The sequence below is a fragment of the Streptomyces sp. NPDC043861 genome (assembly GCF_056435905.1).
In genome coordinates this window covers 23,995-48,553 of the sequence record NZ_JBWKDP010000008.1, presented here as the reverse complement: position 1 = coordinate 48,553, position 24,559 = coordinate 23,995, and the positions used below count along the sequence as shown (strand labels likewise).

At 71.4% G+C, this 24,559-nt stretch carries 16 protein-coding genes; 9 read left to right on the top strand and 7 right to left on the bottom strand.

Annotated features, from left to right (window positions below; translation table 11 throughout):
* Positions 1 to 57 precede the first annotated feature (57 nt).
* A complete protein-coding gene (locus tag AC068D_RS19560) occupies positions 58 to 1,293 on the bottom strand; it encodes a serine/threonine-protein kinase (RefSeq protein ID WP_478824266.1) in 1,236 nt (411 codons plus the stop codon).
* Between the two features lie 174 nt (positions 1,294 to 1,467).
* Positions 1,468 to 3,165, bottom strand: coding sequence for a serine/threonine-protein kinase (locus tag AC068D_RS19555; RefSeq protein WP_478824265.1), 1,698 nt, complete (start codon positions 3,163 to 3,165; stop codon positions 1,468 to 1,470).
* A gap of 443 nt (positions 3,166 to 3,608) precedes the next feature.
* On the opposite strand from AC068D_RS19555, the gene AC068D_RS19550 reads away from it, so the two are divergent.
* The 4 genes from AC068D_RS19550 to AC068D_RS19535 all read left to right on the top strand — a co-directional run bounded on the left by AC068D_RS19550 (position 3,609) and on the right by AC068D_RS19535 (position 11,062).
* Positions 3,609 to 7,088 carry an FHA domain-containing protein gene (locus tag AC068D_RS19550; protein WP_478824264.1) on the top strand — a complete coding sequence of 1,160 codons (3,480 nt, stop codon included), beginning with the start codon at positions 3,609 to 3,611 and terminating at the stop codon, positions 7,086 to 7,088.
* 278 nt (positions 7,089 to 7,366) lie between these two features.
* The gene (locus tag AC068D_RS19545; protein ID WP_478824263.1) at positions 7,367 to 8,782 is read left to right on the top strand and encodes an ABC transporter substrate-binding protein; all 1,416 of its coding nucleotides are present in this window, start codon (positions 7,367 to 7,369) and stop codon (positions 8,780 to 8,782) included.
* A gap of 7 nt (positions 8,783 to 8,789) precedes the next feature.
* The gene (locus tag AC068D_RS19540; RefSeq protein ID WP_478824262.1) at positions 8,790 to 10,160 is read left to right on the top strand and encodes a carbohydrate ABC transporter permease; all 1,371 of its coding nucleotides are present in this window, start codon (positions 8,790 to 8,792) and stop codon (positions 10,158 to 10,160) included.
* Entirely contained in the window at positions 10,157 to 11,062 is a 906-nt protein-coding gene (locus tag AC068D_RS19535; protein ID WP_478824261.1) for a carbohydrate ABC transporter permease, read from the top strand. The genes AC068D_RS19540 and AC068D_RS19535 overlap by 4 nt, the downstream gene beginning before the upstream one ends.
* A 124-nt stretch (positions 11,063 to 11,186) precedes the next feature.
* Here the strand turns inward: AC068D_RS19535 and AC068D_RS19530 are convergent, their stop codons facing one another.
* Together AC068D_RS19530 and AC068D_RS19525 are read right to left on the bottom strand one after the other, a co-directional pair.
* On the bottom strand, positions 11,187 to 11,693 hold the full coding sequence (locus AC068D_RS19530; RefSeq protein ID WP_478824260.1) for a hypothetical protein: 507 nt from the start codon (positions 11,691 to 11,693) through the stop codon (positions 11,187 to 11,189).
* Between the two features lie 297 nt (positions 11,694 to 11,990).
* Complete coding sequence (locus tag AC068D_RS19525) at positions 11,991 to 12,602, bottom strand: TetR/AcrR family transcriptional regulator (RefSeq protein ID WP_478824259.1); 612 nt, start codon at positions 12,600 to 12,602, stop codon at positions 11,991 to 11,993.
* A 123-nt stretch (positions 12,603 to 12,725) separates the two neighbouring features.
* On the opposite strand from AC068D_RS19525, the gene AC068D_RS19520 reads away from it, so the two are divergent.
* The 3 genes from AC068D_RS19520 to AC068D_RS19510 are packed head-to-tail and all read left to right on the top strand — an operon-like array spanning position 12,726 to position 15,754.
* A complete protein-coding gene (locus AC068D_RS19520; protein ID WP_478824258.1) occupies positions 12,726 to 13,631 on the top strand; it encodes an ABC transporter permease in 906 nt (301 codons plus the stop codon).
* A gap of 7 nt (positions 13,632 to 13,638) precedes the next feature.
* Entirely contained in the window at positions 13,639 to 14,448 is an 810-nt protein-coding gene (locus AC068D_RS19515) for an ABC transporter ATP-binding protein (protein WP_478824503.1), read from the top strand.
* Between the two features lie 37 nt (positions 14,449 to 14,485).
* Positions 14,486 to 15,754 (top strand): glycosyltransferase family 87 protein, encoded by a 1,269-nt coding sequence (locus tag AC068D_RS19510; RefSeq protein WP_478824257.1) that lies wholly within the window; start codon positions 14,486 to 14,488, stop codon positions 15,752 to 15,754.
* A 72-nt stretch (positions 15,755 to 15,826) separates the two neighbouring features.
* Here AC068D_RS19510 and AC068D_RS19505 read toward each other — a convergent pair whose 3' ends face one another.
* Entirely contained in the window at positions 15,827 to 20,770 is a 4,944-nt protein-coding gene (locus tag AC068D_RS19505) for an NAD-glutamate dehydrogenase (RefSeq protein WP_478824256.1), read from the bottom strand.
* A gap of 578 nt (positions 20,771 to 21,348) precedes the next feature.
* Here AC068D_RS19505 and AC068D_RS19500 point away from each other — a divergent pair.
* Complete coding sequence (locus tag AC068D_RS19500) at positions 21,349 to 21,915, top strand: DJ-1/PfpI family protein (RefSeq protein WP_478824255.1); 567 nt, start codon at positions 21,349 to 21,351, stop codon at positions 21,913 to 21,915.
* 124 nt (positions 21,916 to 22,039) lie between these two features.
* Here AC068D_RS19500 and AC068D_RS19495 read toward each other — a convergent pair whose 3' ends face one another.
* Positions 22,040 to 22,702, bottom strand: coding sequence for an HAD family hydrolase (locus AC068D_RS19495; RefSeq protein ID WP_478824254.1), 663 nt, complete (start codon positions 22,700 to 22,702; stop codon positions 22,040 to 22,042).
* 75 nt (positions 22,703 to 22,777) lie between these two features.
* A complete protein-coding gene (locus tag AC068D_RS19490; RefSeq protein WP_478824253.1) occupies positions 22,778 to 23,284 on the bottom strand; it encodes a DUF6912 family protein in 507 nt (168 codons plus the stop codon).
* A gap of 265 nt (positions 23,285 to 23,549) precedes the next feature.
* Between AC068D_RS19490 and AC068D_RS19485 the strand changes: the two genes are divergently transcribed.
* The gene (locus AC068D_RS19485; protein ID WP_478824252.1) at positions 23,550 to 23,990 is read left to right on the top strand and encodes an Rv3235 family protein; all 441 of its coding nucleotides are present in this window, start codon (positions 23,550 to 23,552) and stop codon (positions 23,988 to 23,990) included.
* Positions 23,991 to 24,559 lie beyond the last annotated feature (569 nt).

Sequence of the window (24,559 nt, the reverse complement as noted above, 5' to 3'; positions counted from 1 at the left end):
GTTCCCGAGCCGCTCCAGGGCTCGGTGAGGCCGTTCCAGGGCTGGGTGGGGGCCGTTCTAGGGCTGGGTGGGGGCCGACTGTTTCGAGTCTCGCGGCGGTACGCCCTCGTCGTCGCCGCCCGCCACGAGCCAGCCGCCCACTCCGACCGCGGCCGCCAGCACCAGGCCCGCGACACCGAGCGTGATCCTGCGTCTGCGGACCGCCCCCGCCTTGTGGCGGGCGGAGCCGGGACGGCGCTGGCCCGGGGTGCGGGGGGCACGGGCCGTGCCGCGGGCGCCGCCCGCGAGCTCGTCGGGGCCGGGGACGCGCATGGAGGTGTGGGTGTCCCGGTTGGAGTCGGTGGCCGATCCGGGGACGAGCGGGACGGCGGCCCTGCGGGGCGAGGTGGGCAGGGCCGCGTAGTCCGGTTCCGCGTAGGCGTCGGGCGCCGGTTCCGTGTCCGGCTCGTCCACGTCCAGCGGCGGCATGCCCGCCAGCAGGGGCAGCAGGTCGTGCAGCCGGGCGGCGACCTCCGAGGCACGCAGCCGTGATGCGGGCGCCTTGGCCAGGCACTGGACGATCAGCTGCCACAGCTCGTCCGGGATGCCCGGGAGAGGCACCACGGTCTCGGTGACATGGCGGCGCAGGACGGCGCCGGGGTGACCGCCGCCGAAGGGGGTGAAACCCGCGAGCAGCTCGTACAGGACCGTCGCCAGGGCGTAGATGTCGACGGCGGCCCGCGGCGGCAGGCCCTCGACGATCTCCGGGGCCAGATAGTCCGGCGTACCGATGATCCTGGTCGCCTTGGTGCGGCGCGGGGTGTCGATCAGCTTGGCGACGCCGAAGTCGGTCAGCAGTGCGGGATGCGCGCCGCCGGGGCCGATCGGGCCCTCCATGTCGAGCAGGATGTTCTCCGGCTTCACGTCGCGGTGAACGACTCCTGCCGCATGGGCGGCGGAGAGGCCTTCGGCGACATCGGCGATGATCGCGACCGCGGCCTCGGGGGCGAGCCGGCGCTCGCGGTCGAGGCGGGTGCGCAGGTCGGTGCCGCGGACCAGGTCCATCACCAGGGCCAGATCGTTGCCGTCCACGACCAGGTCACGGACGCCGACGACCCGGGGGTGGTCGAGCCCGAGCAGCGCCGTGCGCTCCTGGACGAAACGTCCGACGAGCTCCTGGTCGGAGGCGAGGTCCTCGCGCAACAACTTGACGGCGACGGGCCCATCGGGCCCCTCGCCGAGCCACACGGTGCCGGCGCTGCCCCTTCCGAGGATCTGGTGGGCGGTGTACCGGCTGCCGATATTCCGTGCCAAGACTGCTCCCTCAGCGGCTGGCGTTGCCCATCAAAGTACGCGGCAATCGGGGTGTTGAGTGCCCCGGATGGCACCAGCCGTCACTTCTGCGGGGCTATTTCCCCCGCGGAAGTCGACATATCGACAGAGTGAGCGCTCCATGTGGAGCGCTCACCCGCTACTGACCGGTGCCCCCTACTGACCGGTGCCCGTACCTGTGCCGGTGCCGGGGTCCGAGGCGAAGAGCTCGTCGATGAACTTCGTCGCCTTCGAGATCCCGTCGCCGATGGCACTCCAGTAGCTCTGTCCTGTGGCGACCCAGTCCTGAAGGAACATCTCCCAGGCCAGCCAGCCCGCACCGACCAGGATCAGCACCATGAACAGGCAGCCCTTGAGGCAGCCCAGGCCGGGGATGCGCATGGGGTTGGCGCTGCGCTGCCGGGGCGGGCGCGGCTCGCGACGCGGACGCTGAGCGGGCTGCTGGGGCGGGGGCTGTTGCGGGGGTGCGTACTGCTGCCTCTGCGGAGGCTGCGGGGCGTACTGCTGCGGGGGTGGGGCGTACTGCTGCCGGGGCTGCGGCGGCGGCTGCTGCTGGGGGCGCTGCCGGTACTGCGGCGGCTGCTGCTGGGGCGCCGGCTGACGCTGCGGGCGGCGGCGCAGGGGGTCCTGGCCGGGATCCAGGTACTGGACCTGGGTCTGCTCGTTGCGGTCCCGGGCGGCCTGCAGCTGGGACTGCCACGGGTGCGGGTCCTCGGGCCCGGGCCGCGGCGGGCCGTCGGGGCGCGGGGGGACGGGCGGCATGACCGCGGTCGGGTCGGCGGCCGCACCGCGCGGCAGCACGCTCGTCGGGTCCGCCGCGCCGGCCGGGCCGCCTGTCTGCGGCAGCACGCTGGTCGCGCCGTTCGGGTCGTACGAGGATGCGTTGCCCGGCAGCATCTGCGTCGCGTCGGCGGCGCCCGGCGCACCCGGGACGGTCGCGGGTGACGGGTCGGGCGCGAGCAGCGCGCCGACGCCTTCCGCGGCCTCGATCTGCGCGGGTGTGGAATGGATGCCGACCCCGGCGGCGACGGTACGAAGGCCGCGGGCGAGGTTCTCGGCACTCGGCCGCTCCCCCGGTTCCTTGCGCAGGCAGCGCTCTATGACCGTCCACAGCGGGCCGGGAACGGTGGACGGACGCCGGGGCTCCTCGCTGAGGTGCCGGTGCAGCACCTCGAGGGCCGTCCCGCCGGCGAACGGGGGACGGCCGGTCACCAGCTCGTACAGCAGGATGCCGGCGCCGTAGACGTCGACGGCCGAAGTCTGCGGTCGGCCCTCGGCGGACTCCGGGGCCACATACGCGGGGGTGCCGACGAACTCGTGCGTCCGGGTCAGGCCCGGGGAGTCCGCGAGGCGCGCGATGCCGAAGTCGGTGAGCATCGGGTGCATCTCACCGTCGCGCTCCGCGAGCAGGACGTTGGCCGGCTTGAGATCGCGGTGGACGACGCCGTCGGCGTGGCTGGCGGCGAGCGCGTCGGCGATCTGGGCCGTCAGCAGGGCGGCCGCGACCGGGGTGAACGGGCCGTTCTCCCGGAGGTAGCGATGCAGGTCCGGGCCGTCGACCAGGTCCATCACCAGGGCGAGCAGATCGCCCTCGACGACCAGGTCGCGGGTGCGGACGATGTTCGGGTGGGTGAGGCGGAGCAGGACGGAGCGCTCGCGCAGGAAGCGCATCACCACGTCCGCGTCGTTCGCCAGCTCCTCCTTGAGGACCTTGATCGCGACCGTCTCGCCGGGCTGGCCGGGAACAGCCGCCTCGGCACCGGCGGTCTCCCGCTGGCGGGCTCGCCAGACGGTGCCCGTGGCACCGCGGCCGAGCGGTTCCTCGAGCAGGTACTTGCTGCCTACCGGCCGCACGTCATGTGCTCCCTGCTGATCGTCGTTCTGGTGGTTCCTGTGTTTCCGGGCCGTGCCCCGGGGGTTCCTTGCATCCGGGCCTCCGGTTCATGGTGGGCCCGACCAGGTGCCCGACCCACTGTAGTGCCGCCGATCGGGTCATCGGCGTGCCCACCGGACATGGCCGGGGGCACCTAAGACGCGTCCGGGGACCGGATGGTTGCCGAACGGGCGTGCCCATGACGGCAGAGGCGATCCCAACCAGGCACTTTTGCGCGCAGAGCCGACCAATCAAGATCACTTGAGGGTGGGTGGCGGGCGGGTTGTCGGCGGCAGGTGCGAGGATGCCTCCAGCACGGAGCTGCGGGGCGGGGAGAGTCCTGCTGCCGTGCCGACCTGCCGGGTGGGGGATCACAGGCGGCTCCCCTGCCGGGCACCCCGCGCAGAAGGGACCGCCGACGGCGATGCAGATCCGGCTGACCGTGCTCGCGCCGCGAAGCGGCCAGTCCACGCAGTCCACTCCCTCCGCCGCGGCACATGTGTGCGATGTGCTCGTCACGGCCCCCGCCGGTACGGCGTTGTCGGCCGTGGCCTCCGGCCTGGCCACGGCCGTGTCGGGCCCGGAGGCGTCGGGGACGATCGTGCTGTACGCCGGGCACGAGCGGCTCGACTCCCAGCGGTGCGCGCTGGGCGAGCCCCCTCTGGTGGACGGCGCGGTGCTGTCCCTCCACGTGCCCGCGCAGGACGACACGGACGACGAGTCCCCGGCCCGGGCCCGGCTGCACGTGGTCGCGGGGCCGGACGCGGGTGGCGTCCATCTGCTCCACGGCGGCCGCATCCGGATCGGCCGCTCGTCAGAGGCGGAGGTGCCCCTCGACGACCCCGACGTCTCGAGGCTGCACTGTGCGGTGACCGTCACGGACGACGGCCAGGTCACGGTCGCGGATCTCGGCTCCACGAACGGCACCGCACTGGACGGCGCGGCCATCGGCACCGAGCAGGTCCGGCTCCTCCCGGGCTCGCTCCTCCGCCTCGGCGAGTCCACCGTGCGGCTGGCCCCGCCGACGGGACCGGCGTCTCTGGCGACCACTCCGGACGGTGAAGGGCATCTGCGGGTGCACGGAGCCCCGGCGGCGGGGCGTGCCGACGACACGGACACGGCGAGCCCGGCGGATCATGCGCGCAGTGACGGGCCCGACGCACCGGACGCCGGTCCCTACGGCCATGAGAGCGGCCGTGAGACCCCCGGCGGACGGCCGACCCCGTCATGGGCCAGGAACGAGGCGGCGGTTCCGGGCCGGACCCGCGGCGGCCCGACGCGGGACGCTGCGGGCGCCGGAACGGGAACGGGAGCGCCGGCCGGTGCGAGCCGCGACGAGGGCTTCACCGTCGGGCGAAGCACCGGGGACAGCGCGGTGGACACGCCGGGGCCGGGCGGATCCCCCCGTGCCGAACGGGAGGACGCGCACGGCTCGGCGAACCGCCCGGACGGCACCGGTCCCGGCGCACAAGGCGCCGCGGGGCGCCGCGGCATGCCCAGCGGCGACACTACCCATGGCGACGGCCGCTGGACGGGCGCGGCGGCAGCGGCATCCGCACCCGTGGCACCCGCGGACGTCGCCGCACGCACCGAGGCGACGGCCGGAGATGCACAGGCCGGGAGCGGCTCGCCCACCGGCGGACAGCGGACGCGAGCCGACGGCGGCGGGCGCAGGCGCGGCATAGGTGCCTGGGCGCGGCGTCTGGCAGCAGGACGGGCGGACGGTTCCCCGGCGGACACGGGCGAGCCGGATGAGCCCGTCGTGGCCGCCGCCGCGCCGCTGGTCGAGACGTGGCCCGACCCCGCCGCCGTGCTCCTCACCGCGCTCGGGCCGGGGCCACGGCTGTGGGAGCGCGGGCCGGGGCATCCCGAGGAGCTCGTCGTCAGGCTCGGGACCGTGGACCGCGCGGACACGCCCTCCGTGCCCGTCACCGTCGGCCTGCGCGAGGCCGGGTCGCTCGGTCTCGCCGGCCCCCGGTCCCGGCTCACCGGACTCGCCAGGTCCGTTCTCGCCCAGCTCGCCGCGCTGCACTCACCCTCGGATCTGGAGATCGTGCTGGTCAGCACGGACCGCGCCAGGCCGCTCGACGAGCGCAAGCGCGACTGGAGCTGGCTCGGCTGGCTGCCCCATCTGCGGCCCGCGCACGGACAGGACTGCCGGCTCCTCGTGGCGTACGACCGGGACCAGGCCGCCGCCAGGGCCGCCGAGCTGACCCGGCGGCTGGACGACGGCCCGCTCGGCCCCGGCTGGCCCAACGCCGACCGGCGCGCGGTCGAGGATGCCGCCGAACGCCACACGGGACCCCGGACCGTGCTGATCCTCGACGGCGACCCCGGATCCGCCGCGCTGCGCGAGACCACGGCCCGGCTGGCCGGCACGGGTGCGGCCGGGGGCATTCACGTCGTCTGTCTGGCCGAGACGCCCGCGGCCTCGCCGCTCTCCCCGGTCGCCGCGACCTACGAGGAGGCCTGCGCGGTGTCCCTCGCATTCCGCGAGTGCGGGGCGGTCGCGCTGCTGAGCGGCGACGTGGCGACGGCACTGCGGCTGCTCCGTACGGCGGCAGGACAGCCCGCCGGGCACGGCACGGTCGCCGTGGTGGATGCGGTCTCCACGGCGTGGGCCGAGCGGTTCGGCCGTGCTCTCGCGCCCTACCGCATGGCGGACACGGACGGCACGGCGGGCGGCCCTGTGCACGGGCGGCGGGTGGCCGTGCCGCTGCCCCGGTCGGCGAGACTGCTGGACGAGCTGGGGCTCGCCCGCGCCACCCCCGCGTCGCTGATGGCCCGCTGGGCGTCCGCCTCGGACGGCACGGTGGTACTGGGCGCGGGCCCGCGCGGACCCCTCTGCGTGGACCTCACCACCGATGGTCCGCACCTCCTGGTGGAGGGCCCGACGGGCAGCGGGCGTACGGAACTGCTCCGTGCGATCGCGGCCTCGCTGGCCGCGGCCGTGCGGCCGGACCGGCTCGGACTTCTCCTGGTCGACGGCGCGGGCGGCGAGCGCGGCGACGGCCTCCTCGCCTGTACCGAGCTCCCCCACGTCACCGAGCATCTGGTGGCGTCCGATCCGGTCCGGATGCGGGCGTTCGCGCAGGCCCTCGGGGCAGAGCTGAAACGCCGCGCCGAGCTGCTGGGCCGGGAGAGCTTCACCGAGTGGCATGCGCGCCGCGGGGTCTCGGAGCGGCTCGTGGGCCAGCGCCCCCCGAGTCCTGCCGAGTCACGGGCCGAGGTCCGGAGCGGGGAACGGACCGAAGGGCGGACAGAGGCGCACGGCGAGTCCCGTGCGGAGAGCCGGGGCGACATCGACCCGCCCTCCAGTGGCACGCTCCGGCTCCGCCCGGCCGGTGCCGGTACGAACGTGGGCGCACCGCACCCGCTGCCCCGGCTCGTCGTGCTCGTCGACGACTACGACGCATTGATCGCCCCCGGGCTGGGCAGCCCCGGACGCCCTGCGGCCGGTTCCGTCGTGCGGGCGCTGGAGGCCGTGGCCAGGGACGGGGAGAGGCTCGGCATCCATCTGGTCGCGACGTCCGCCCGGCCCGACCGCACCGCGGACACGGACCTGGCGCACAGTTCCCGGCTCCGCGTGGTGCTTGACGCCCCGCCCGCGTCACCGGGCCCCGAGGACCCCACCCCCGGGCGCGGCCGCCTCGGACACCCGGACGGACGCGTGACCTCGTTCCAGGGGGGCCGGGTCACCGGCCGTATCCCGCGCACCGCCACGCTGCGGCCCACCGTCGTGGAGCTGGAGTGGGAGCGGATGGGTGATCCGCCTGCCCGCCGCCCCGTCCGGGAACTGGGCAACGGCCCCACCGACCTGGCCCTTCTGGCCAGTGCCCTCGACCGCGCCGCCCGGTCGGTCGACGCCGTACCGCTGCCGCCTCTGACGTCCACCCACTGCTGACGTCCGCCACTGCCGATCCCCTCGGCCCTCCGGCCGGTGATCGCCCGGCCGGCCCATGCCGTCCGACCACGGCCGAGGCCGTCCCGCACCGGGCCTTCGCGCCCCAGGGCTGCCTGACCACACGTCACGAGCCCGTCACGATCACCGGATTGACGGCGAGGGCGCTATTGCCTCGTCCGCGCACCGGGCGTAGACCTGATCGCACGGGACGGAAGCGGTGCTGCCTGCGTCACGGCCGGCTGCGCCCTCCGAAGGCGCACAGCAGAGACGGGGCAGTGATGCGCACAACTCGGACAATCTCAGCTGGTCGAAGGCACAGGACCACCAGGACGGCCGGGGCCTCCCGGACCGCCGGGGCCGCCGCCGTGCTCGTCGCCCTGAGCGTTCTCGCGCTCACCGGCTGCGGCGGCGGCAAGGACAACGGCGGCAGCGGCACACCGGACGGAACCAGCAGCAGCGACTCCGCGCAGTCCGTCCGACTGCCCAGACTGAACGGCGAGAAGATCGAGGTCGCGGCGGTCTGGACGGGTCCCGAGCAGGAGAACTTCACCAAGGTCCTGAAGGAGTTCGAGAAGCGCACCGGCGCCACCGTCACCTTCGTCCCCGCTCAGGACCCGATCGTCAACTTCCTCGGGACGAAGATCGCCGGAGGCAGTCCGCCCGATGTGGCGATGCTGCCCCAGGTCGGGGCGATCCAGCAGGCCGTGGCACAGAAGTGGGCCAAGCCCCTCGGCCCCGAGGCCAAAGCGCAGGTCGCCAAGAACTACGCCAAGGGCTGGCAGGACCTCGGCACCGTCGACGGCACTCCGTACGGCGTGTACTTCAAGGCCGCCAACAAGTCCCTCTTCTGGTACAACAACGCGGTCTTCGAGAACGCCGGCGCAACCGTGCCCAAGACCTGGAAGGACCTCCTGACGACGGCCGAGACGATCTCCGCCTCCGGCGTCACCCCGGTGTCGGTCGGCGGCGCGGACGGCTGGACGCTCACCGACTGGTTCGAGAACGTCTACCTCTCCCAGGCGGGCCCGCAGAAGTACGACCAGTTGGCCAAGCACCAGATCAAGTGGACCGACCCCTCCGTCAAGCAGGCGCTGACGACCCTCGCCGAACTGTTCGGCAAGCCGGCCCTGATCGCGGGCGGCGCGGACGGAGCGCTGCAGACGGAATTCCCGAAGTCCGTCACCCAGACCTTCACCGGGGGCGACCAGCCCAAGGCCGCGATGGTCTTCGAAGGCGACTTCGTCACGATCAACATCGCACAGACCGAGGCCAGGATCGGGACGGACGCCAAGGTGTTCCCGTTCCCCGCGGTCGGCGCCGAGCCCCCGGTGGTGACCGGCGGCGACGCGGCCGTCGCGCTCAAGGACTCCAAGGGCGCTCAGGCGCTGCTGACCTTCCTGGCCTCGCCGGACGCGGCGAAGATCTGGGCCGGGTCCGGTGGCTTCATCTCCCCCAACAAGTCCCTGGACATGGCCGCGTATCCGAACGATGTCCAGCGGGACATCGCCAAGGCGCTGATCGCCGCCGGCGACGACTTCCGCTTCGACATGTCCGACCAGATGCCCCAGTCGTTCGGCGGTACGCCCGGCAAGGGCGAATGGAAGGCGCTCCAGGACTTCCTGAAGAACCCGAAGGACATCGCGGGCACTCAAGCACGGCTCGAGGCCGACGCGGCCAAGGCGTACAAGAGCTGACGCCGCGATGACGGCACCCGGATCATCCCCCAAGGTGCCCTCCGGAGCAGCGCAGGGCACGGCGCCCTCGGCTCACGGCGGCGTACGCAGGAGCGTGACCGGCACCCGCAGGCTCGTGGCCGCAGGCTTTCTGCTGCCCGCCCTCGTGCTGCTGGGCGCGCTCGTGGTCTATCCGATCGGGTACTCGGTGTACCGGTCCTTCTTCGACAAGTCCGGCGGTTCGTTCGCCGGACTCGACAACTACGCCGAGATCTTCACCGACGACACCATCCTCACCGCGGTCAGGAACAATGCGATCTGGGTGGTCGTCGCCCCCGCATTCGCCACGGCCCTCGGTCTGATCTTCGCCGTGCTCACCGAGCGGGTCCGCTGGGGCACGGCGTTCAAACTCGTCGTCTTCATGCCCATGGCCATCTCGATGCTCGCCGCGGGCATCATCTTCCGGCTCGTCTACGAACAGGACCCCGAGCGCGGAGTCGCCAACGCGGTCTGGGTGGGCGTGCACGACACCTTCGCCGAGTCGGCGGGCTACCCCAGAGCGCATCCGCTCCCCGTCCATCCGCTCGAGGCGGCGGGCGGCGGGGCGTTCATCACCAAGGAGCCGGTCACGGCGGGCACCTCCGTGCGCCTCCCCCTGGTCGGAGTGCCGGCGGCGAAGATGCCGGACGACGCAGAGCCGGCGAGGATCCCGGCGACGAGTCAGGACAGGGTCACCGGCACGGCGTGGCTGGACTTCACCCGGGGCGGCGGCGGAAAGCCCAACGGCATCGACGCCGGCGAGCTGGGCCTCGAGGGGCTCAAGGTCGAGGCGGTGAAGGACGGCAAGGTCGTGGCCACCGCCACGGCGGCAGCGGACGGTACGTTCTCGCTTCCCTCGCAGGCCGACGGCGCCCGGCTCAGGCTGCCGGAGAGCAACTTCCGCGAGCCCTACCGCGGAGTCGACTGGCTCGGCCCCTCCCTCGTGACCCCGGCGATCATCGGCTCGTACGTCTGGATGTGGGCGGGCTTCGCGATGGTGCTGATCGCCGCGGGGCTGGCAGCCGTACCGCGCGAGCTGCTGGAGGCGGCACGGGTGGACGGTGCCAACGAGTGGCAGGTCTTCCGGAAGGTGACCGTGCCGCTGCTCGCGCCGGTCCTCGCGGTCGTCCTGGTCACACTGATGATCAACGTGCTCAAGATCTTCGACCTGGTCTTCATCATCGCTCCCGGCTCGGCACAGGACGACGCGAACGTGCTGGCGCTCCAGCTCTACCGTTCGTCGTTCGGCACCGACGCCGACCTCGGCGTCGGCAGCGCCATCGCCGTCCTCCTGCTGCTCCTGGTGATCCCGGTGATGCTGTTCAACATCCGGCGGATGCGAAGGGAGACCCGTCGATGAGCGCCGACAGGACGGGCAACGCGGTCAGCACCGGGAGCACCGCCAGGGCCCGGCAGTCGCTCGCCTCCCGGGTCGCCTCACGGGCCGGCGGCGGGGTCATGCGGGTCTTCCTGGTCCTGGTCGGGCTGTTCTGGCTGATGCCGACCATCGGGTTGCTGCTCTCCTCGCTCCGGTCGCCCGCCGACATCAGTGCGAGCGGCTGGTGGGAGGTCTTCACCGCGCCCGCCCAGCTCACCGCGGAGAACTACACCGGACTGCTGGAGAACGACACCATCACCGACTCGCTGCTCTCCACGGTCCTGATCACCCTTCCGGCCACGGTGCTGGTCGTGGTGATCGGCTCGCTCGCGGGATATGCGTTCGCGTGGATGGAGTTCCCGGGCCGTGACTGGTGGTTCCTGGTCGTCGTCGGACTGCTCGTCGTCCCGGTCCAGGTGGCTCTCGTTCCCGTGTCGAGGCTCTTCGGAGCCGTCGGGATCTTCGAGACGACGGCGGGAGTCGTGATCTTCCATGTCGCCTTCGGGTTGCCTTTCGCGATCTTCCTGCTGAGGAACTTCTTCGCGGAGATCCCGAGAGAGCTGCTGGAGGCCGCGCGGCTCGACGGGGCGGGCGAGATCAGGCTCTTCACACGGGTCGTGCTGCCGCTCGGCGGACCGGCGATCGCCTCCCTCGGGATCTTCCAGTTCCTCTGGGTCTGGAACGACATGCTGGTCGCGCTGATCTTCGCCGACTCCGAGTCGCCTCCGATCACGGTCGCCCTGCAGCAGCAGGTACGGCAGTTCGGCAACAACATCGACGTTCTGGCGCCCGGCGCGTTCGTCTCGATGGTGATCCCGCTCGCCGTGTTCTTCGCGTTCCAGCGGCAGTTCGTGACGGGCGTGATGGCGGGAGCGGTCAAGTAGGCCACCGGCACGGACGGAACGGCCCGCCGGACACACCGGCGGGCCGTTCCACCTGGGACCGAGTTGCCGCCCTGGTCCTCCGGCCGCTGCCGGACTCGACCCGGCCGTCGGGGTTCCCGTTGGCTCAGCTGCAGTTCCACCAGGCGCCCCAGCGGCCCGTGCCCGGGTCGGTGGTGCACCAGAGGGAGCCACTGCCCGCGACACGGACCTCGACGACGCGGACACGGGTGCTGGAGTTCTCGTATGCGTTCGTCACGTCGTCGGCACGGCCGTTGTGCGGCATCTCCTTCCAGCCGCCGCTGCCGGACCAGGCGTGCCAGATGCTGCGTGAGGGAGCGGCGCCGAAGCTCTCCCACGTCGTACCGAACCACTTCACGTCGAGGACGCGGCTGGAATCGGCGAACGTGCCCGTGTAGCCGTAACGGGTGGCGTTCCAGGACTCCGCGCCCGCGGCAACGCGGGGAGCAGCCTCCTTGTCGCCGCCCTGCACGGTCAGGGCCTCGGTGAACTGCGTGCGCCAGTTGTCGGGAAGGGCGGACGTGCCGGTGCCCTGCGCGTTGGCGGGGACCGCGAGCGCGCCGAGGACGGCGAACGCGGCGGCACCCGTCGACAGAGCCGAGCGAACCTTCATGTGCGTCTCCCTGTCAGTTGTGGAAACACGGGGACCAACCGGCCCCGTGGCCACAGCCTTGATGGCCCCGCCCAACGGAACAGCTCACTCCGGCGAACAGACGGCAACCAAGTGCCTACCGCCAAGTTCCTTGCTCCAAGGGGTAGTTGTGGGTCGGGTGAAGGTTGCGTCGGAATCCGGCCGGAAATCGGGCGGCCGCTGCGCCCGCTCCGTCCTCGGCGAGATGCGCTCGGCGCACAACTCCTCGACACAACTCCTCGGCACTGCTCCTCTCGAGCTGCGCCGGATCCGCGTGGGTCAGCCGCGTCGCGTGAGCGCCGCGACCGCCGAAGCCGCAAGATCGTCCAGATACCCCGTCGGCAGTTCACCGCGCACCACCACGAGCCGCCAGTACAGCGGCCCGATGATCAGATCGAGCGCACGGTCCGGGTCCGCCGGCCCGGACAGCTCGCCGCGCGCGACCGCGTCGCGCACCACCAGCGCGGCGACGCCCTGCTGGCTGTCGAGCAGGGCCGCCTTGATCGCGTCGGAGATCTCCGGATGGCGGGCGGCCTCGACGAGCAGATCGGGGATGACCTGGGACGCCACCGGGTGGCGCAGCGCGTGCGCGGCGACTTCCAGGAGCGCCCGCACGTCCCCGTACAGCGAACCGGTCGCCGGGGCCGGCAGCCCCTTGGCAGCGAAGGCCGAGACGAGGTCCAGAACGAGCGACAGCTTGGACTTCCAGCGCCGGTAGACCGCGGTCTTGCCCACACCCGCCCGGCGCGCGATGCCCTCGATCGACATCCGGGCGAAGCCGACCGCGGCCAGTTCCTCGAAGACGGCGGCACGGATCGCTTCGGTGACGTCCTCCCGGAGCACTGCGGCTCCCGCGGGGGCGCGTCGTGGGGTTCCGGGGTCACTGGTCATGTCCAGGATCATACCCGTGACGACGAGACGGTTGCGTTGCGACGTAGATCCGTCCTAACCTCACCGTAGCGACGATACGGGTCCGTTCCGTCGCCTGTGACCCCTCCGGCGAAAGCGACGAGTGTGAGCAGTCAGACGATCACCAGGCCGGTGCCGCCGACGGAAAGCCTCGGCGAGCTCGCCGCCCGGCACGGCCTGACCGTCAGCGGGGCCCGTCCGCCCCTCGCCACGTACATCCGGCAGCTCTGGTCGCGCAGACACTTCATCACCGCGTTCGCGACCGCCCGGCTCACCGCCCAGTACAGCCAGGCGAAGCTCGGCCAGGTCTGGCAGCTGATGACGCCGCTGCTGAACGCCACGGTCTACTACTTCATCTTCGGACTCCTGCTCAGGACCAGCCGCCACGTCCCCGACTTCGTGCCGTTCCTGGTCACCGGCGTCTTCATCTGGACCTTCACGGCCAACTCGGTCATGGCCGGGACCAAGGCCGTCTCGGGCAACATCGGGCTCGTCCGGGCCCTGCACTTCCCGCGCGCCGCGCTTCCCGTCGCTCTCGCCCTGCAGCAGCTTCAGCAGCTGCTGTTCTCCATGGGCGCCCTGGTCGCGATCCTGCTGTTCTTCGGGGAGTTCCCCAAGGCGTCCTGGCTGCTGGCGGTTCCGGCGCTGCTGCTCCAGGCCGTCTTCAGTACCGGCCTTGCGATGGCCGTGGCCCGCGTCGCCGCCCGGACCCCGGACGTCTCCCAGCTGATGCCGTTCCTGCTGCGCACCTGGATGTACGCCTCCGGGGTGATGTTCAGCCTCTCGGCGCAGCTCCAGGGCAGGGACCTGCCGCACGCGGTCGTCGTGGCCCTTCAGTGCAACCCGGCGGCCGTCTACATCGATCTCGTGCGTTTCGCGCTCATAGACAGCTTCACCTCGGCTCAGCTGCCGCCGCACGTGTGGGCGGTCGCCCTCGGCTGGGCCGTGCTCTTCGGGGCGGGCGGATTCCTGTACTTCTGGAAGGCTGAGGAGCAGTACGGCCGTGGCTGAACACATCATCGACCGGACGGATCAGACCGGTCGCACCGACCAGGACCCGACCGGAAAGACCCCCACCGTCGTCGTCGACGGCGTCCACATCACCTACAGGGTCAACGGCACGAAGACCGGCCGCGGCGCCGCCACCGCCGCCCTGAGCCGGATCCTGTCCCGCAAGGCGGACAGGAGCGGAGGGCGCGAGGTCCACGCCGTCAAGGGCGTCAACTTCGCCGCGCACAAGGGCGAGGCGATCGGCCTGATCGGCTCCAACGGCTCGGGCAAGTCCACCCTGCTGAAGGCGATCGCGGGTCTGCTCCCGACGGCCAGGGGCAAGATCTACACCCAGGGCCAGCCGTCCCTCCTCGGCGTGAACGCCGCACTCATGGGCGATCTGACCGGAGAGCGCAATGTCATCCTCGGCGGACTGGCGATGGGCATGACCCGCGACGAAGTCCGCGCCCGCTACCAGGACATCGTCGAGTTCTCCGGCATCAACGAGAAGGACGACTTCATCTCCCTGCCGATGCGGACGTACTCCTCCGGCATGGGGGCGAGGCTCCGCTTCTCCATCGCCGCGGCCAAGAGCCACGACGTCCTGCTCATCGACGAGGCGCTGGCGACGGGTGACGCCACGTTCCAGCGGCGCAGCCAGGAGCGGATCGCCCAGCTGCGCGAGGAGGCCGGGACGGTCTTCCTCGTCAGTCACAGCAACTCGGCGATCACACAGACCTGCGACCGTGCGATCTGGCTGGAGTCCGGAACACTGCGGATGGACGGCCCTGCGAAGGAAGTCGTTGCGGCGTACGAGGCGTTCACCAAGAGGAAATAGCGTCAATTCGCCACATAACGGACTAGGGTGCCGGTCGATGACGACCCAGCAGGCCCCACCCCGCGTCCCCGTAAGGCACCCGCGAACCCTGCGACGACTGCGAAACCGGCAAGGGCTGCGAGCGCTGTGCAACCGATGCGCACCCGGGCGACCCGGTCTCGCACTCGCGGCCGTCTGGGTCGCGACCCGGCTCACGATGCTCGTCCTCCTCGTCCGTGACGACCTCGGCGTCGGCGGCGTGGCCCGGGAGGTGCACGTTCTCTATGCACGCTGGTACGAGCAACTCGTCCAGGGGGCCTTCCCCCTGGACGACGCCACCTGGCAGTACCCGCCCGGCGCGGGGGCGGTGTTCGTCTCACCGGCCCTCCTCCCCTGGCTCAGCTACTTCGAGGCCTTCGTCGCGCTGACCCTCCTCGCCGATGCGGCCGTCGCACTCGCACTCGCACGTGCCGGGCGCCCCGGCGCCTGGCTGTGGACGGGCGGCCTGCCCCTGCTGCTGCACATCCCGCTCGCCCGGTACGACGTCCAGGTCACCGCGCTCGCCGTGCTCTCCCTGCTCGCGCTCCGGTGCCCCCGACCCCGACTCGGTGGCGTGCTCGCCGGGCTCGGCGCCATGGTCAAGGTGTGGCCGGTGCTGACGCTGCTGGGCACCCCCCGGGGCCGTACCACCCGTGCCGCTTGGACGGCGGCAGCCGCATCGGCCGCAGCCCTCCTCGCCCTGCTGGCCCTCGGGTTCTCCCACACCTTGGACTTTCTGCGGCAACAGGGCAGCCGCGGCGTACAGATCGAATCCCTGAGCGGTACCGCACTGCACCTCGCCGGGCTGACGGGGCGGCCGGCCCGGGTGGTCTACCGCTACGGCGCCTTCGAATTCACGGGCCCGTATGTGCAGGACCTCGCCCGGCTCTCCCTGCTGCTGAGCGCCGCTGCCTGCTGCTGGCTGATGCTCTGGCGCGTACGCGCACGGCGCTGGACCGCGGCGACACCATCGGACGCGGCGCTGTGCGCCGTACTCCTCCTCACCGTCACCAGCCGTGTCGTCAGCCCGCAGTATCTGGTCTGGCTGCTCGGCCTGGCCGCGGTCTGTCTCACTTCCCGCCGCACCACTCAGCGCCCGGTCGCCTTGCTGCTGCTTCCCGCGACCGCGCTGAGTTCGCTCGCCTATCCGCTGCTGTACGAGGACGTCATCGCGAGCACCCCGCTGGGCTGTCTGCTCATGGTCGTACGGAACGGTCTGCTGCTGGCTGCGGCCCTGCTCTCCGCACGCCGGCTGTGGCTTGCCTCCGTGACGCCCGGACGCACCTGAGGAACCGGCAGGGAGCAGCAGGGGGCGCCCACCGACACGGCGGGCGCCCCCTCACTCACGCACTCGGATCGGTCAGGTGTGCGCTCGCAGCAGCTGCCGCATGGTCCGCATCGCCACCGACAGGTTCGCCAGGTCGAACGTGTCCGAACCCTGGATCTCCTCCAGCGTCGTGCGCGCCCGGCCGAGGATCGCCGCGTTCTTCTCCTCCCACGCCTTGAAGCGCTGCTCCGGCGTCGAGGCGCCGTTGCCGACGGCGAGCACATCCGCGGTGAGCAGGGCGTGTGCCGCGTAGAGGTCCTCGCGGATGGACGCGCGGGCCATGGACTGCCAGCGGTCGGCCCGCGGCAGCTCGATGATCCGGTCCATCAGCTCGGTGATCCGCAGCCGGTCCCCGAGGTCGTAGTAGACCTCGGCGACTGCCAGCGGGTCCTTGCCCATGCGGTCGGCGATGGCGACGATGTCGAGCGTCGGGAACGCCGACGAGAACCCGGCGACACGCATGGCCAGGCCCTCGGGCACGCCCGCACTCATGAACTCCTCGAGCAGCCCCTGGTACCACTCGAGGTCGGTGCCGCTGAGCATCTTCGGCAGTTCGGCCCAGACGCGCTCGACGCCCGCCGCGAAGAACTCGATCGTCTCGGTCAGTTCCAGCGGCTGCGGGCGGTTGCCGAGCAGCCAGCGGGTGCCACGCTCGACGAGCCGGCGCGAGTGCAGCCGCATCCGGGTCTGGATGTCGGCGGCGACCTTGTTGTCGAGCGCCTCGACGGCGTCCCACACCTCCCCGAGGCCGAAGATCGCGCGGGCGGCGGTCTGCGCCCGGACGATCTCCTCGATCGACGCGCCGGTCTCCTCGCGGAGCCGGTGCAGGAAGGTGGAGCCGCCGGTGTTCACCGTGTCGTTGACCAGGACGGTGGTGACGATCTCACGGCGCAGGGCGTGGTGGTCGACCGCTTCGGTGAACTTCTCGCGCAGCGGCTTGGGGAAGTACGCGTGCAGCAGGCTGCGCAGATAGGGATCGTCCGGCAGCTGGGTGGCGATCAGCTCCTCCGCCACCGTGATCTTGGTGTAGGCGAGCAGAACCGCGAGTTCGGGCTGCGACAGGCCCTGCCTGTTGTTGAGCAGATCGCGGATCTGCCGGTCGTTCGGCAGGAACTCGATTCCACGGTCCAGGGCGCCCTCCCTGCCCAGCCGGCGCATGAAGCGCTGGTGGGCGTGGAGCAGGCTCGGCGACTGGGCGACGGCGTTGGCCAGGGCCACGTTCTGCGCGTAGTTGTTGCGCAGCACGAGCGTGCCGACCTCGTCGGTCATCTCGGCGAGCAGCTTGTTGCGCTGCTTGACGGTCATGTCGCCCTCTGCGACGAGCCCGTTCAGCAGGATCTTGATGTTCACCTCGTGGTCGGAGGTGTCCACGCCCGCGCTGTTGTCGATGGCGTCGGTGTTGACCCTGCCGCCGCCGCGCGCGAACTCGATACGGCCGAGCTGGGTCAGACCCAGGTTGCCGCCCTCACCCACGACATTGACGCGCAGCTCGCTGCCGTCGACGCGGATGGCGTCGTTGGCCTTGTCGCCGACATCGGCGTTGGACTCCGTGGAGGCCTTGACGTAGGTGCCGATACCGCCGTTCCACAGCAGGTCCACCGGAGCCTGGAGGATCGCCTTCATCAGCTCGGCCGGGGTCAGCTTGGTGACGCCCTCGTCGATTCCCAGGGCCTCGCGCACATGCGCGTTGACCGGGATCGACTTGGCGGTGCGGGGGTGGATCCCGCCACCCGGCGACAGCAGTTCCTTGTTGTAGTCGGCCCACGAGGAGCGGGGCAGCTCGAACAGCCTGCGGCGCTCGGCGTAGGAGACCGCGCTGTCCGGGTTCGGGTCGATGAAGATGTGGCGGTGGTCGAAGGCCGCGACCAGCCGGATGTGCTCCGACAGCAGCATGCCGTTGCCGAAGACGTCACCGGACATGTCGCCGACGCCGACGACCGTGAAGTCCTCGGTCTGGGTGTCGTGGCCGAGCTCGCGGAAGTGCCGCTTGACGGACTCCCAGGCGCCACGCGCCGTGATGCCCATGCCCTTGTGGTCGTATCCCGCCGAGCCGCCGGAGGCAAAGGCGTCGCCCAGCCAGAAGTTGTAGGCGATGGCGACCTCGTTGGCGATGTCCGAGAAGGTCGCGGTGCCCTTGTCTGCGGCGACCACGAGGTAGGTGTCGTCCTCGTCGTGCCGCACGACGTCGAACGGCGGCACGACCTCGCCCGCCACCAGGTTGTCGGTGATGTCGAGCAGTGCCGAGATGAAGATCTTGTAGCAGGCGATGCCCTCGGCGAGCCAGGCGTCGCGGTCCACGGACGGGTCCGGGAGCTGCTTCGCGACGAAGCCGCCCTTGGCGCCGACCGGCACGATGACGGTGTTCTTCACCATCTGCGCCTTGACCAGGCCGAGGATCTCGGTACGGAAGTCCTCACGCCGGTCGGACCAGCGCAGACCACCGCGCGCGACCTTGCCGAAGCGCAGGTGCACGCCCTCGACCCGGGGCGAGTACACCCAGATCTCGTACGCCGGGCGGGGCGCCGGCAGATCCGGGATGGCCTGCGGATCGAACTTCATCGACACATAGCCGTGCCACTCGCCGCCGGCCGCCTCCTGGAAGAAGTTCGTCCGGAGGGTGGCCTTGATGACCGTGAGGAACGAGCGGAGGATCCGGTCCTCGTCGAGCGAGGCGACCTGGTCGAGCGCGGCGTCCAGCTCCTCGAGCAGGGCGTCGATCAGCTCGGTACCGGCGCGCTGACGGTCCGGCGCCATACGCGCCTCGAAGAGATTGATCAGCAGCCGTGTGGTGTGGACGTTGTTGAGGAGGGTGTCCTCCATGTAGTCCTGGCTGAAGGTCGAACCGGCCTGCCGCAGGTACTTGGCGTAGGCGCGCAGCACCACGGCCTCGCGCCAGGTGAGCCCTGCGCGCAGCACGAGCGAGTTGAACGTGTCGTTCTCCGCCGCACCGGTCCACACGGCCGCGAAGGCTTCCTGGAAGCGCTCGCGCGCGTCGTCGCCCAGGTAGTCACCGCCGTTGCCCGGGGAGGTCGGCATCCGCAGACCGAAGTCGTACACCCAGGCATGGGTACGGTCCGCGCAGCGCAGCTCGTAGGGCCGCTCGTCGATGACCTCGACACCGAGGCGGTTGAGCACCGGCAGCACGGCGGAGAGGGACACCTGCTCACCGGTCCGGTAGATCTTGAAACGGCGCTCACCGGGAGCGGCGCCGACCGGCTCGTAGAGGGAGAGCGAGAAGTCCTTGCCGGAACGGGTCAGCTGCTCCAGGTGGACCAGGTCGGCGACCGCGGCGCGCGGCGAGTGGTCGGCCTTGTAGCCCTCGGGGAAGGCGTTGCCGTACTTGCGCAGCATCTCGGCCGCGCGCTCCTCGCCGGTCTCGGCGTTGAGGGCTTCGGCGAAGCCGTCGGCCCAGGAGCGGGCCGCCTCGACGAGCCGTGCCTCGATACGGTCCTTGTCGGAGTCGGTGAGGTGGCTCAGCTCGGTGCCGGGGGCGACGCGCACGACGAAGTGCAGCCGGGTGAGCACCGACTCGGTGCTCATGAGGGTGAAGTCGACGCTGGTCCCGCCGAGCTCCTCCTTGAGGATGCCGGTCAGCCGCTCGCGCACGGTGGTGTTGAAGCGGTCACGCGGGAGATAGACGAGGGCCGAGTAGTAGCGGCCGTATTCCTCCTGGCGCAGGTACAGCCGCAGCCTGCGGCGTTCCTGCAGGTAGAGGACGCTGGTGACGATCTCGCGCAGCTTGTCCGGAGGCGTCTGGAACAGCTCGTCGCGGGGGTAGGTCTCCAGGATCTGGAGCAGGTCACGGCCGTCGTGGCTGTTGGGCGAGAAGCCGGCCTGGTCGAGGACCTCGCCGACCTTGCGGCGGACGACCGGCACACGGCGCACGGACTCGGTGTACGCGGCCGAGGAGAACAGACCGAGGAAGCGCCGCTCACCGACGACGTTGCCCTTGTCGTCGAACTTCTTCACGCCGACGTAGTCGAGGTACGAGGGGCGGTGCACCGTCGCTCGGCTGTTCGCCTTGGTGAGGATCAGCAGCTTGTGCTCGCGGGCCTTGGCCCGGGCGTCGGCGGGGAGCCGGTTGAAGGAGGGGCTCACCGGGTGGCCGTGCGCATCGTCGCCGCTGTGGTGCGGGTCGGAGCGGAGGATGCCGAGACCGGTGCCGGGGACAGCCGCAAGGGCGTCTCCGTCGACCAGGTTGTACTCGCGGAAGCCGAGGAAGGTGAAGTGGTCGTCGGCGAGCCAGCGCAGCAGCTCGCGGGCCTCGTCGATGTCCTCGCTGCTGATGTCGTCCGCAGTGGGCTCGGAGGAAAGTTCCTCGGCGATGCGCAGCGCGGCGTCACGCATCTTCTCCCAGTCCTCGACGGCCTCGCGGACGTCGGACAGGACACGGAGCAGGTCGGCGGTGATCTGCTTCAGATCGGCGCGGTCGGTCTCACGGTCGATCTCGACGTGGATCCAGGACTCGGTGAGGGCGTCGTGGGGCAGCGGGGTGCCGTTCGGCTCCTTGCTGAGCACCTCGATGAGCTTGCCGGTGACATCACGGCGGACGACGACCTGCGGATGGATCACGACATGGATGCCGCGGCCCTGCCGGGTGAGCTCGTTGGTGACCGAGTCGACCAGGAACGGCATGTCGTCGGTGACGACCTCGACGACGGAGTGGCTGGAGGTCCAGCCGTTCTCCTCGACGGTCGGGGTGTGCACCCGGACGTTGGCCGTACCCTGCGGACGGTTCTCCGCCAGACGGTAGTGCGAGAGAGCTGCGCCGAAGACATCGACGGGATCGCGATCGGTGAGGTCCTCGGGAGCGGTGTGCAGGTAGTAGCGCTGGAGATACGCGAGAAGCGTGTCCTGGTCAGGACGCTCCCCGCCGTCGGACCCAGTCGGAAGTTGCCCCCCGCCCGGGCTGTGCTCAGCTACCCGGGCGGCCCTCTCGAGCAGCTCGGCCTTGGCTTCGTCCAGCTTGGTCTGCATGTCCTCTGGCTCCTGTCGCGCGCCGTTGCGTGACGTAGGTGAAAAAGATGGCACAGCGCCACGACGCGGAATGTCCGGTCGGTGTCGACGCTATGCCGTGATAGGAGATGCCCGGACTGCAATCAGCCGATTCCGGCGGCAGGCCCGGGGGGCGAAGCGGGCCGCGGCGCCGCGGCCCGCAGGGAAGATCAGCTCGCACCCGGCCGCCGTGGCGTCCCGGGCGCAGTCCCCCGGCTGTCGCCGGGCGGGGCCCCCAGGGGGCGTCACTGCCCCCGCGGCCTATCGCGCTGATCACGGGTCAAGGCTATCGCTCCGCACCCCCGGGCCGTCATGAGCCGTATGTGTACAAAAGCGGGGCCGGAAGTTTGACACTCTGGACAGCGACACGCGGCCTCTTGGCAAACCGGTGCCCGGCGAGGCAGGTTTGCTCCGTGGGCCGAAGAGGGGCAATCGGTCACAAGACACAGCAAGCGGTACCACGCTGCACAAGCGGCACAAGCGGCACAAGCGGAGCCGAGCGGCATCCAGCGGCACCAAGCGACGACAACTCGATACATCGATACCGGGGAGCAGTAGCCATGACTGTGCAGATCCTGATCGTCACCGGCGACGCGGCCGAGTCCCTCGAGGTCCTGTATCCGTACCAGCGGCTCCGCGAGGAGGGGTACGAGGTCCACATCGCCGCACCCGAGCGCAAGAGGCTCCGGTTCGTCGTCCATGACTTCGAGCCGGGCTTCGACACGTACACCGAGAAGCCGGGTTACACCTGGCCGGCCGACCTGGCCTTCTCGGAGGTCGATCCCGGAGCCTACGCGGCGGTCGTCATCCCCGGCGGCCGGGCACCCGAGTACCTCCGCAACGACCCGGAACTCCGCAAGATCCTCAAGTCCTTCTTCGATGCGGACAAGCCCGTGGCCCAGATCTGCCACGGCCCCCTTCTGACGGCCGCCACCGGCAGCCTCACGGGCCGCAGGGTCACGGCGTACCCGGCACTCGAGCTCGACATGCAGGCCGCCGGTGCCTCGTTCCGCGACGCGGAGGCCGTCGTCGACGGCACGCTGGTCTCGTCCCGGGCCTGGCCGGACCACTCGGCCTGGATGCGCGAGTTCCTCACGGTGCTGCGGGCCAAGGCACCGCTGAGCTGACGCCGAGGAGGGGCGGGGGCGTCCCGCGCCCCCGGTCCTTCCTCGCCTGCCGCACCGGCCCCGGGGCCGTTCCGACTGCCGGCTCCGGGTCTCGTCGTACTGCTGTGCGCCGGATGGACAGGCGCTACGCGGCCAGCTCCTCCGCGACCGTCACCGCCTCCGCAAGACTGTCCACGACCGGAACCCCGGCCCTCTCCAGGCTGGCCCTGCTGTGTGATCCACCGGTGTAGAGCACGGCCTTCGCCCCCACGTGTGCCGCGGCCACCGCGTCGTCCACGGCGTCGCCGATCACCACGATCCGTTCCGGCGGAACATTCTCGAGCGCGGCGAGATGGCGCACCATGAACTCCGTCTTGCCCACGTGCGACCCGCCGATCCGGCCGTCCACCCGCACGAAGCGCTCCTCGATGCCGTGCCGCCGGACGACCGGTATGAGCTGCTCGTGCGGGGCCAGCGACAGCAGCGACTGGGTATGTCCTCCTGCCTGTCGCTCGACGAGCAGCTCCGCAGCACCGGCGGTGAGCACACAGGCCTCCGCACGCTGCCAGTAGTGCTTATGGAACACGGCGTCCATCACGGTCCACTCCTCGTCCGTGGGCAGCCGGCCCATGAGCCGCTCGTAGAACCGCGGCACGGGCACGCAGTAGAGATCCCGGTACCGGTCGAGCGTGATCGGCGCCAGTCCTATCTCCGCGAAGGACGCGTTCGTCGCCTCGATGACCGCGTGGATGTCGTCGAGCAGTGTGCCGTTCCAGTCCCAGACCAGATGCGTGCTGTGCTTCCCCATGCAGAGAAACGGTACCGGCAGACTGTGACAACCGGCCGTTTCGGGCAGCCACCGGCGGGAGCGACGGTCCGCTGGTCAGCCGATGAGCCCGGGGATCTCCTGCACCCCGAACCACAGCAGCTCATGGTCGTCGGCGCCGTCCACGATGAACTGCGCGTCGTCGTCCCCGTGGTCCGCCGCGCCCAGCGCATCCACCGCCGCGGACACATCGGAGTGCGCCTCGTCCGCGTCCACGTGGACGGACGCCGCCTTGGCCAGCGGCACCGCCGAGGCGATCCGCACCTCACCGAGCGAGGCGGAGGCGAGCCCCTGCCCGGGGTCGGCGACGGCGGCCCCGTCCGGCACGTCGACGGCGACGACGACCCGGCGCCTGGGTGCGCCGGGGTCTCCGGCGAGCAGCCGGAGCGACGCGGCCGCGGCCCTGCTCAGGGCGGCGTACTCGAGCTCTTCGATGTCGTCGGAGACGTACCACTCGCGCAGGGCGGGCGTCACGGCATACGCGGCGAGCGGCCCTGGGCCCAGCTCGCCCGCCTTGTACGCCTCTGCGAGACCGGGGAGGGTCAGGGGTACATAGACGCGCATGACTGGCCGCTTTCGTCGTCGGGTGAACACCTAAGGATACGTGTGGAGTCCCCCATCGGGCTGCCCCCGCAGGCCTTTTGAGGCGTCGCCCCGGCGCGTCCGCACCACCGCCGGTTCCCGGCGTCCGTACGTCTCCGCTCACCCTGATAGGTGATCTTCTGCCGCCGCCCGAGCAGCGTCCTGGGGCACTTGCGGCCCCTCCTGCCCTGCCCGTACAAGATCCGCACCGGAAGTTACTTGTGGGTATCGAAGGGTCAGCACAGCCATGGACCACACCTCGACCAGGACACGCACCAAGCCCGGCGGTCGCCACGACAGCCGCGGCCCGGGCCGCGCACCGCACCGCCCTCTGTCCCCCGCCGGAGGCAGGACCCGCCTCCCCCGCTACTGGTTCGCCGAACGGCTGCTCTCGGTCCTCAGCGGGGCACGCCCGGTCCACTGGATGCTCGGCCACACCATCGGCGACGCCTACGAGCAGCTGATCCACCTCGCCCCAGGCACCCCGCTGGCCCCGAACGGGCTGCGGCCGGTGGTCCGCCACTGCGACGAGTACATCCCCCGCCCCGGAGTCATCGAGGCCTTCGCGCGCATCGCCACGGGCGACCACGTCCGCGCAATGGCGTTCCGCCTCGAACAGGGGGCCGATCTCCGCTGGCGCTGCGCTGCCGTGGAACTGGGCGGCGAACGCATCGCGGCCACCCCATGAACGCCGGACCCGGGGCGCCGAGGGTGGCCAGGTGTGCACCGGCGGCCCCGCGGAGCCGCTGCCGGACACGGCACACGGGGCGCGGGGACGGCCGCTGCGGCCCACGGCGGCGGTGCGGGGCGGACACCGTCCGTCGCTCCTCGCGAGCGCCCTTCGTGGGCCACTGCAGGCCGGGTGCGGCGGCGCGGGGGCGCAGCCGGCCCTCCTCCTCCGCCAGGCACCGCGAGGGCTCTCGCGACGGCAGCGGCAATCGCCCGTGCGAGGCCGGGCCGAGCGGTTCGGGCGGTCGCGTGCGACATTCCGCGTGGGGGGCGAAGACGGCAGGGGCATCGCCCCTGGCCCGGTCAGCCCGCCCCCCGTACACGACCGTGGCGGCGGAAGAGCCGGAAAGAGCGGCACCACGGGAAACGGCCGCATGGAACGACCGTACGAAACGACCGCAGAAAGGGGCCGCAGAAACGGCCGTGGGGGGGGGGGGGGGGGGGGGGGGGGGAGGGGGGGGGGGGTGGGGGGGGGGGGGGGGGGGGGGGGGGTGTTTTGGTGGGGTGCGGCACTCCTCTTCCTTCTTT

Bases quoted from the DNA above. Each gene is read 5' to 3' on its own strand.
- AC068D_RS19550 (WP_478824264.1), top strand. From the start codon at position 3,609: ATGCAGATCCGGCTGACCGTGCTCGCGCCGCGAAGCGGCCAGTCCACG.
- AC068D_RS19545 (WP_478824263.1), top strand. From the start codon at position 7,367: ATGCGCACAACTCGGACAATCTCAGCTGGTCGAAGGCACAGGACCACC.
- AC068D_RS19540 (WP_478824262.1), top strand. From the start codon at position 8,790: ATGACGGCACCCGGATCATCCCCCAAGGTGCCCTCCGGAGCAGCGCAG.
- AC068D_RS19535 (WP_478824261.1), top strand. From the start codon at position 10,157: ATGAGCGCCGACAGGACGGGCAACGCGGTCAGCACCGGGAGCACCGCC.
- AC068D_RS19530 (WP_478824260.1), bottom strand. From the start codon at position 11,693: ATGAAGGTTCGCTCGGCTCTGTCGACGGGTGCCGCCGCGTTCGCCGTC.
- AC068D_RS19525 (WP_478824259.1), bottom strand. From the start codon at position 12,602: ATGACCAGTGACCCCGGAACCCCACGACGCGCCCCCGCGGGAGCCGCA.
- AC068D_RS19510 (WP_478824257.1), top strand. From the start codon at position 14,486: ATGACGACCCAGCAGGCCCCACCCCGCGTCCCCGTAAGGCACCCGCGA.
- AC068D_RS19505 (WP_478824256.1), bottom strand. From the start codon at position 20,770: ATGCAGACCAAGCTGGACGAAGCCAAGGCCGAGCTGCTCGAGAGGGCC.
- AC068D_RS19500 (WP_478824255.1), top strand. From the start codon at position 21,349: ATGACTGTGCAGATCCTGATCGTCACCGGCGACGCGGCCGAGTCCCTC.
- AC068D_RS19495 (WP_478824254.1), bottom strand. From the start codon at position 22,702: ATGGGGAAGCACAGCACGCATCTGGTCTGGGACTGGAACGGCACACTG.
- AC068D_RS19490 (WP_478824253.1), bottom strand. From the start codon at position 23,284: ATGCGCGTCTATGTACCCCTGACCCTCCCCGGTCTCGCAGAGGCGTAC.
- AC068D_RS19485 (WP_478824252.1), top strand. From the start codon at position 23,550: ATGGACCACACCTCGACCAGGACACGCACCAAGCCCGGCGGTCGCCAC.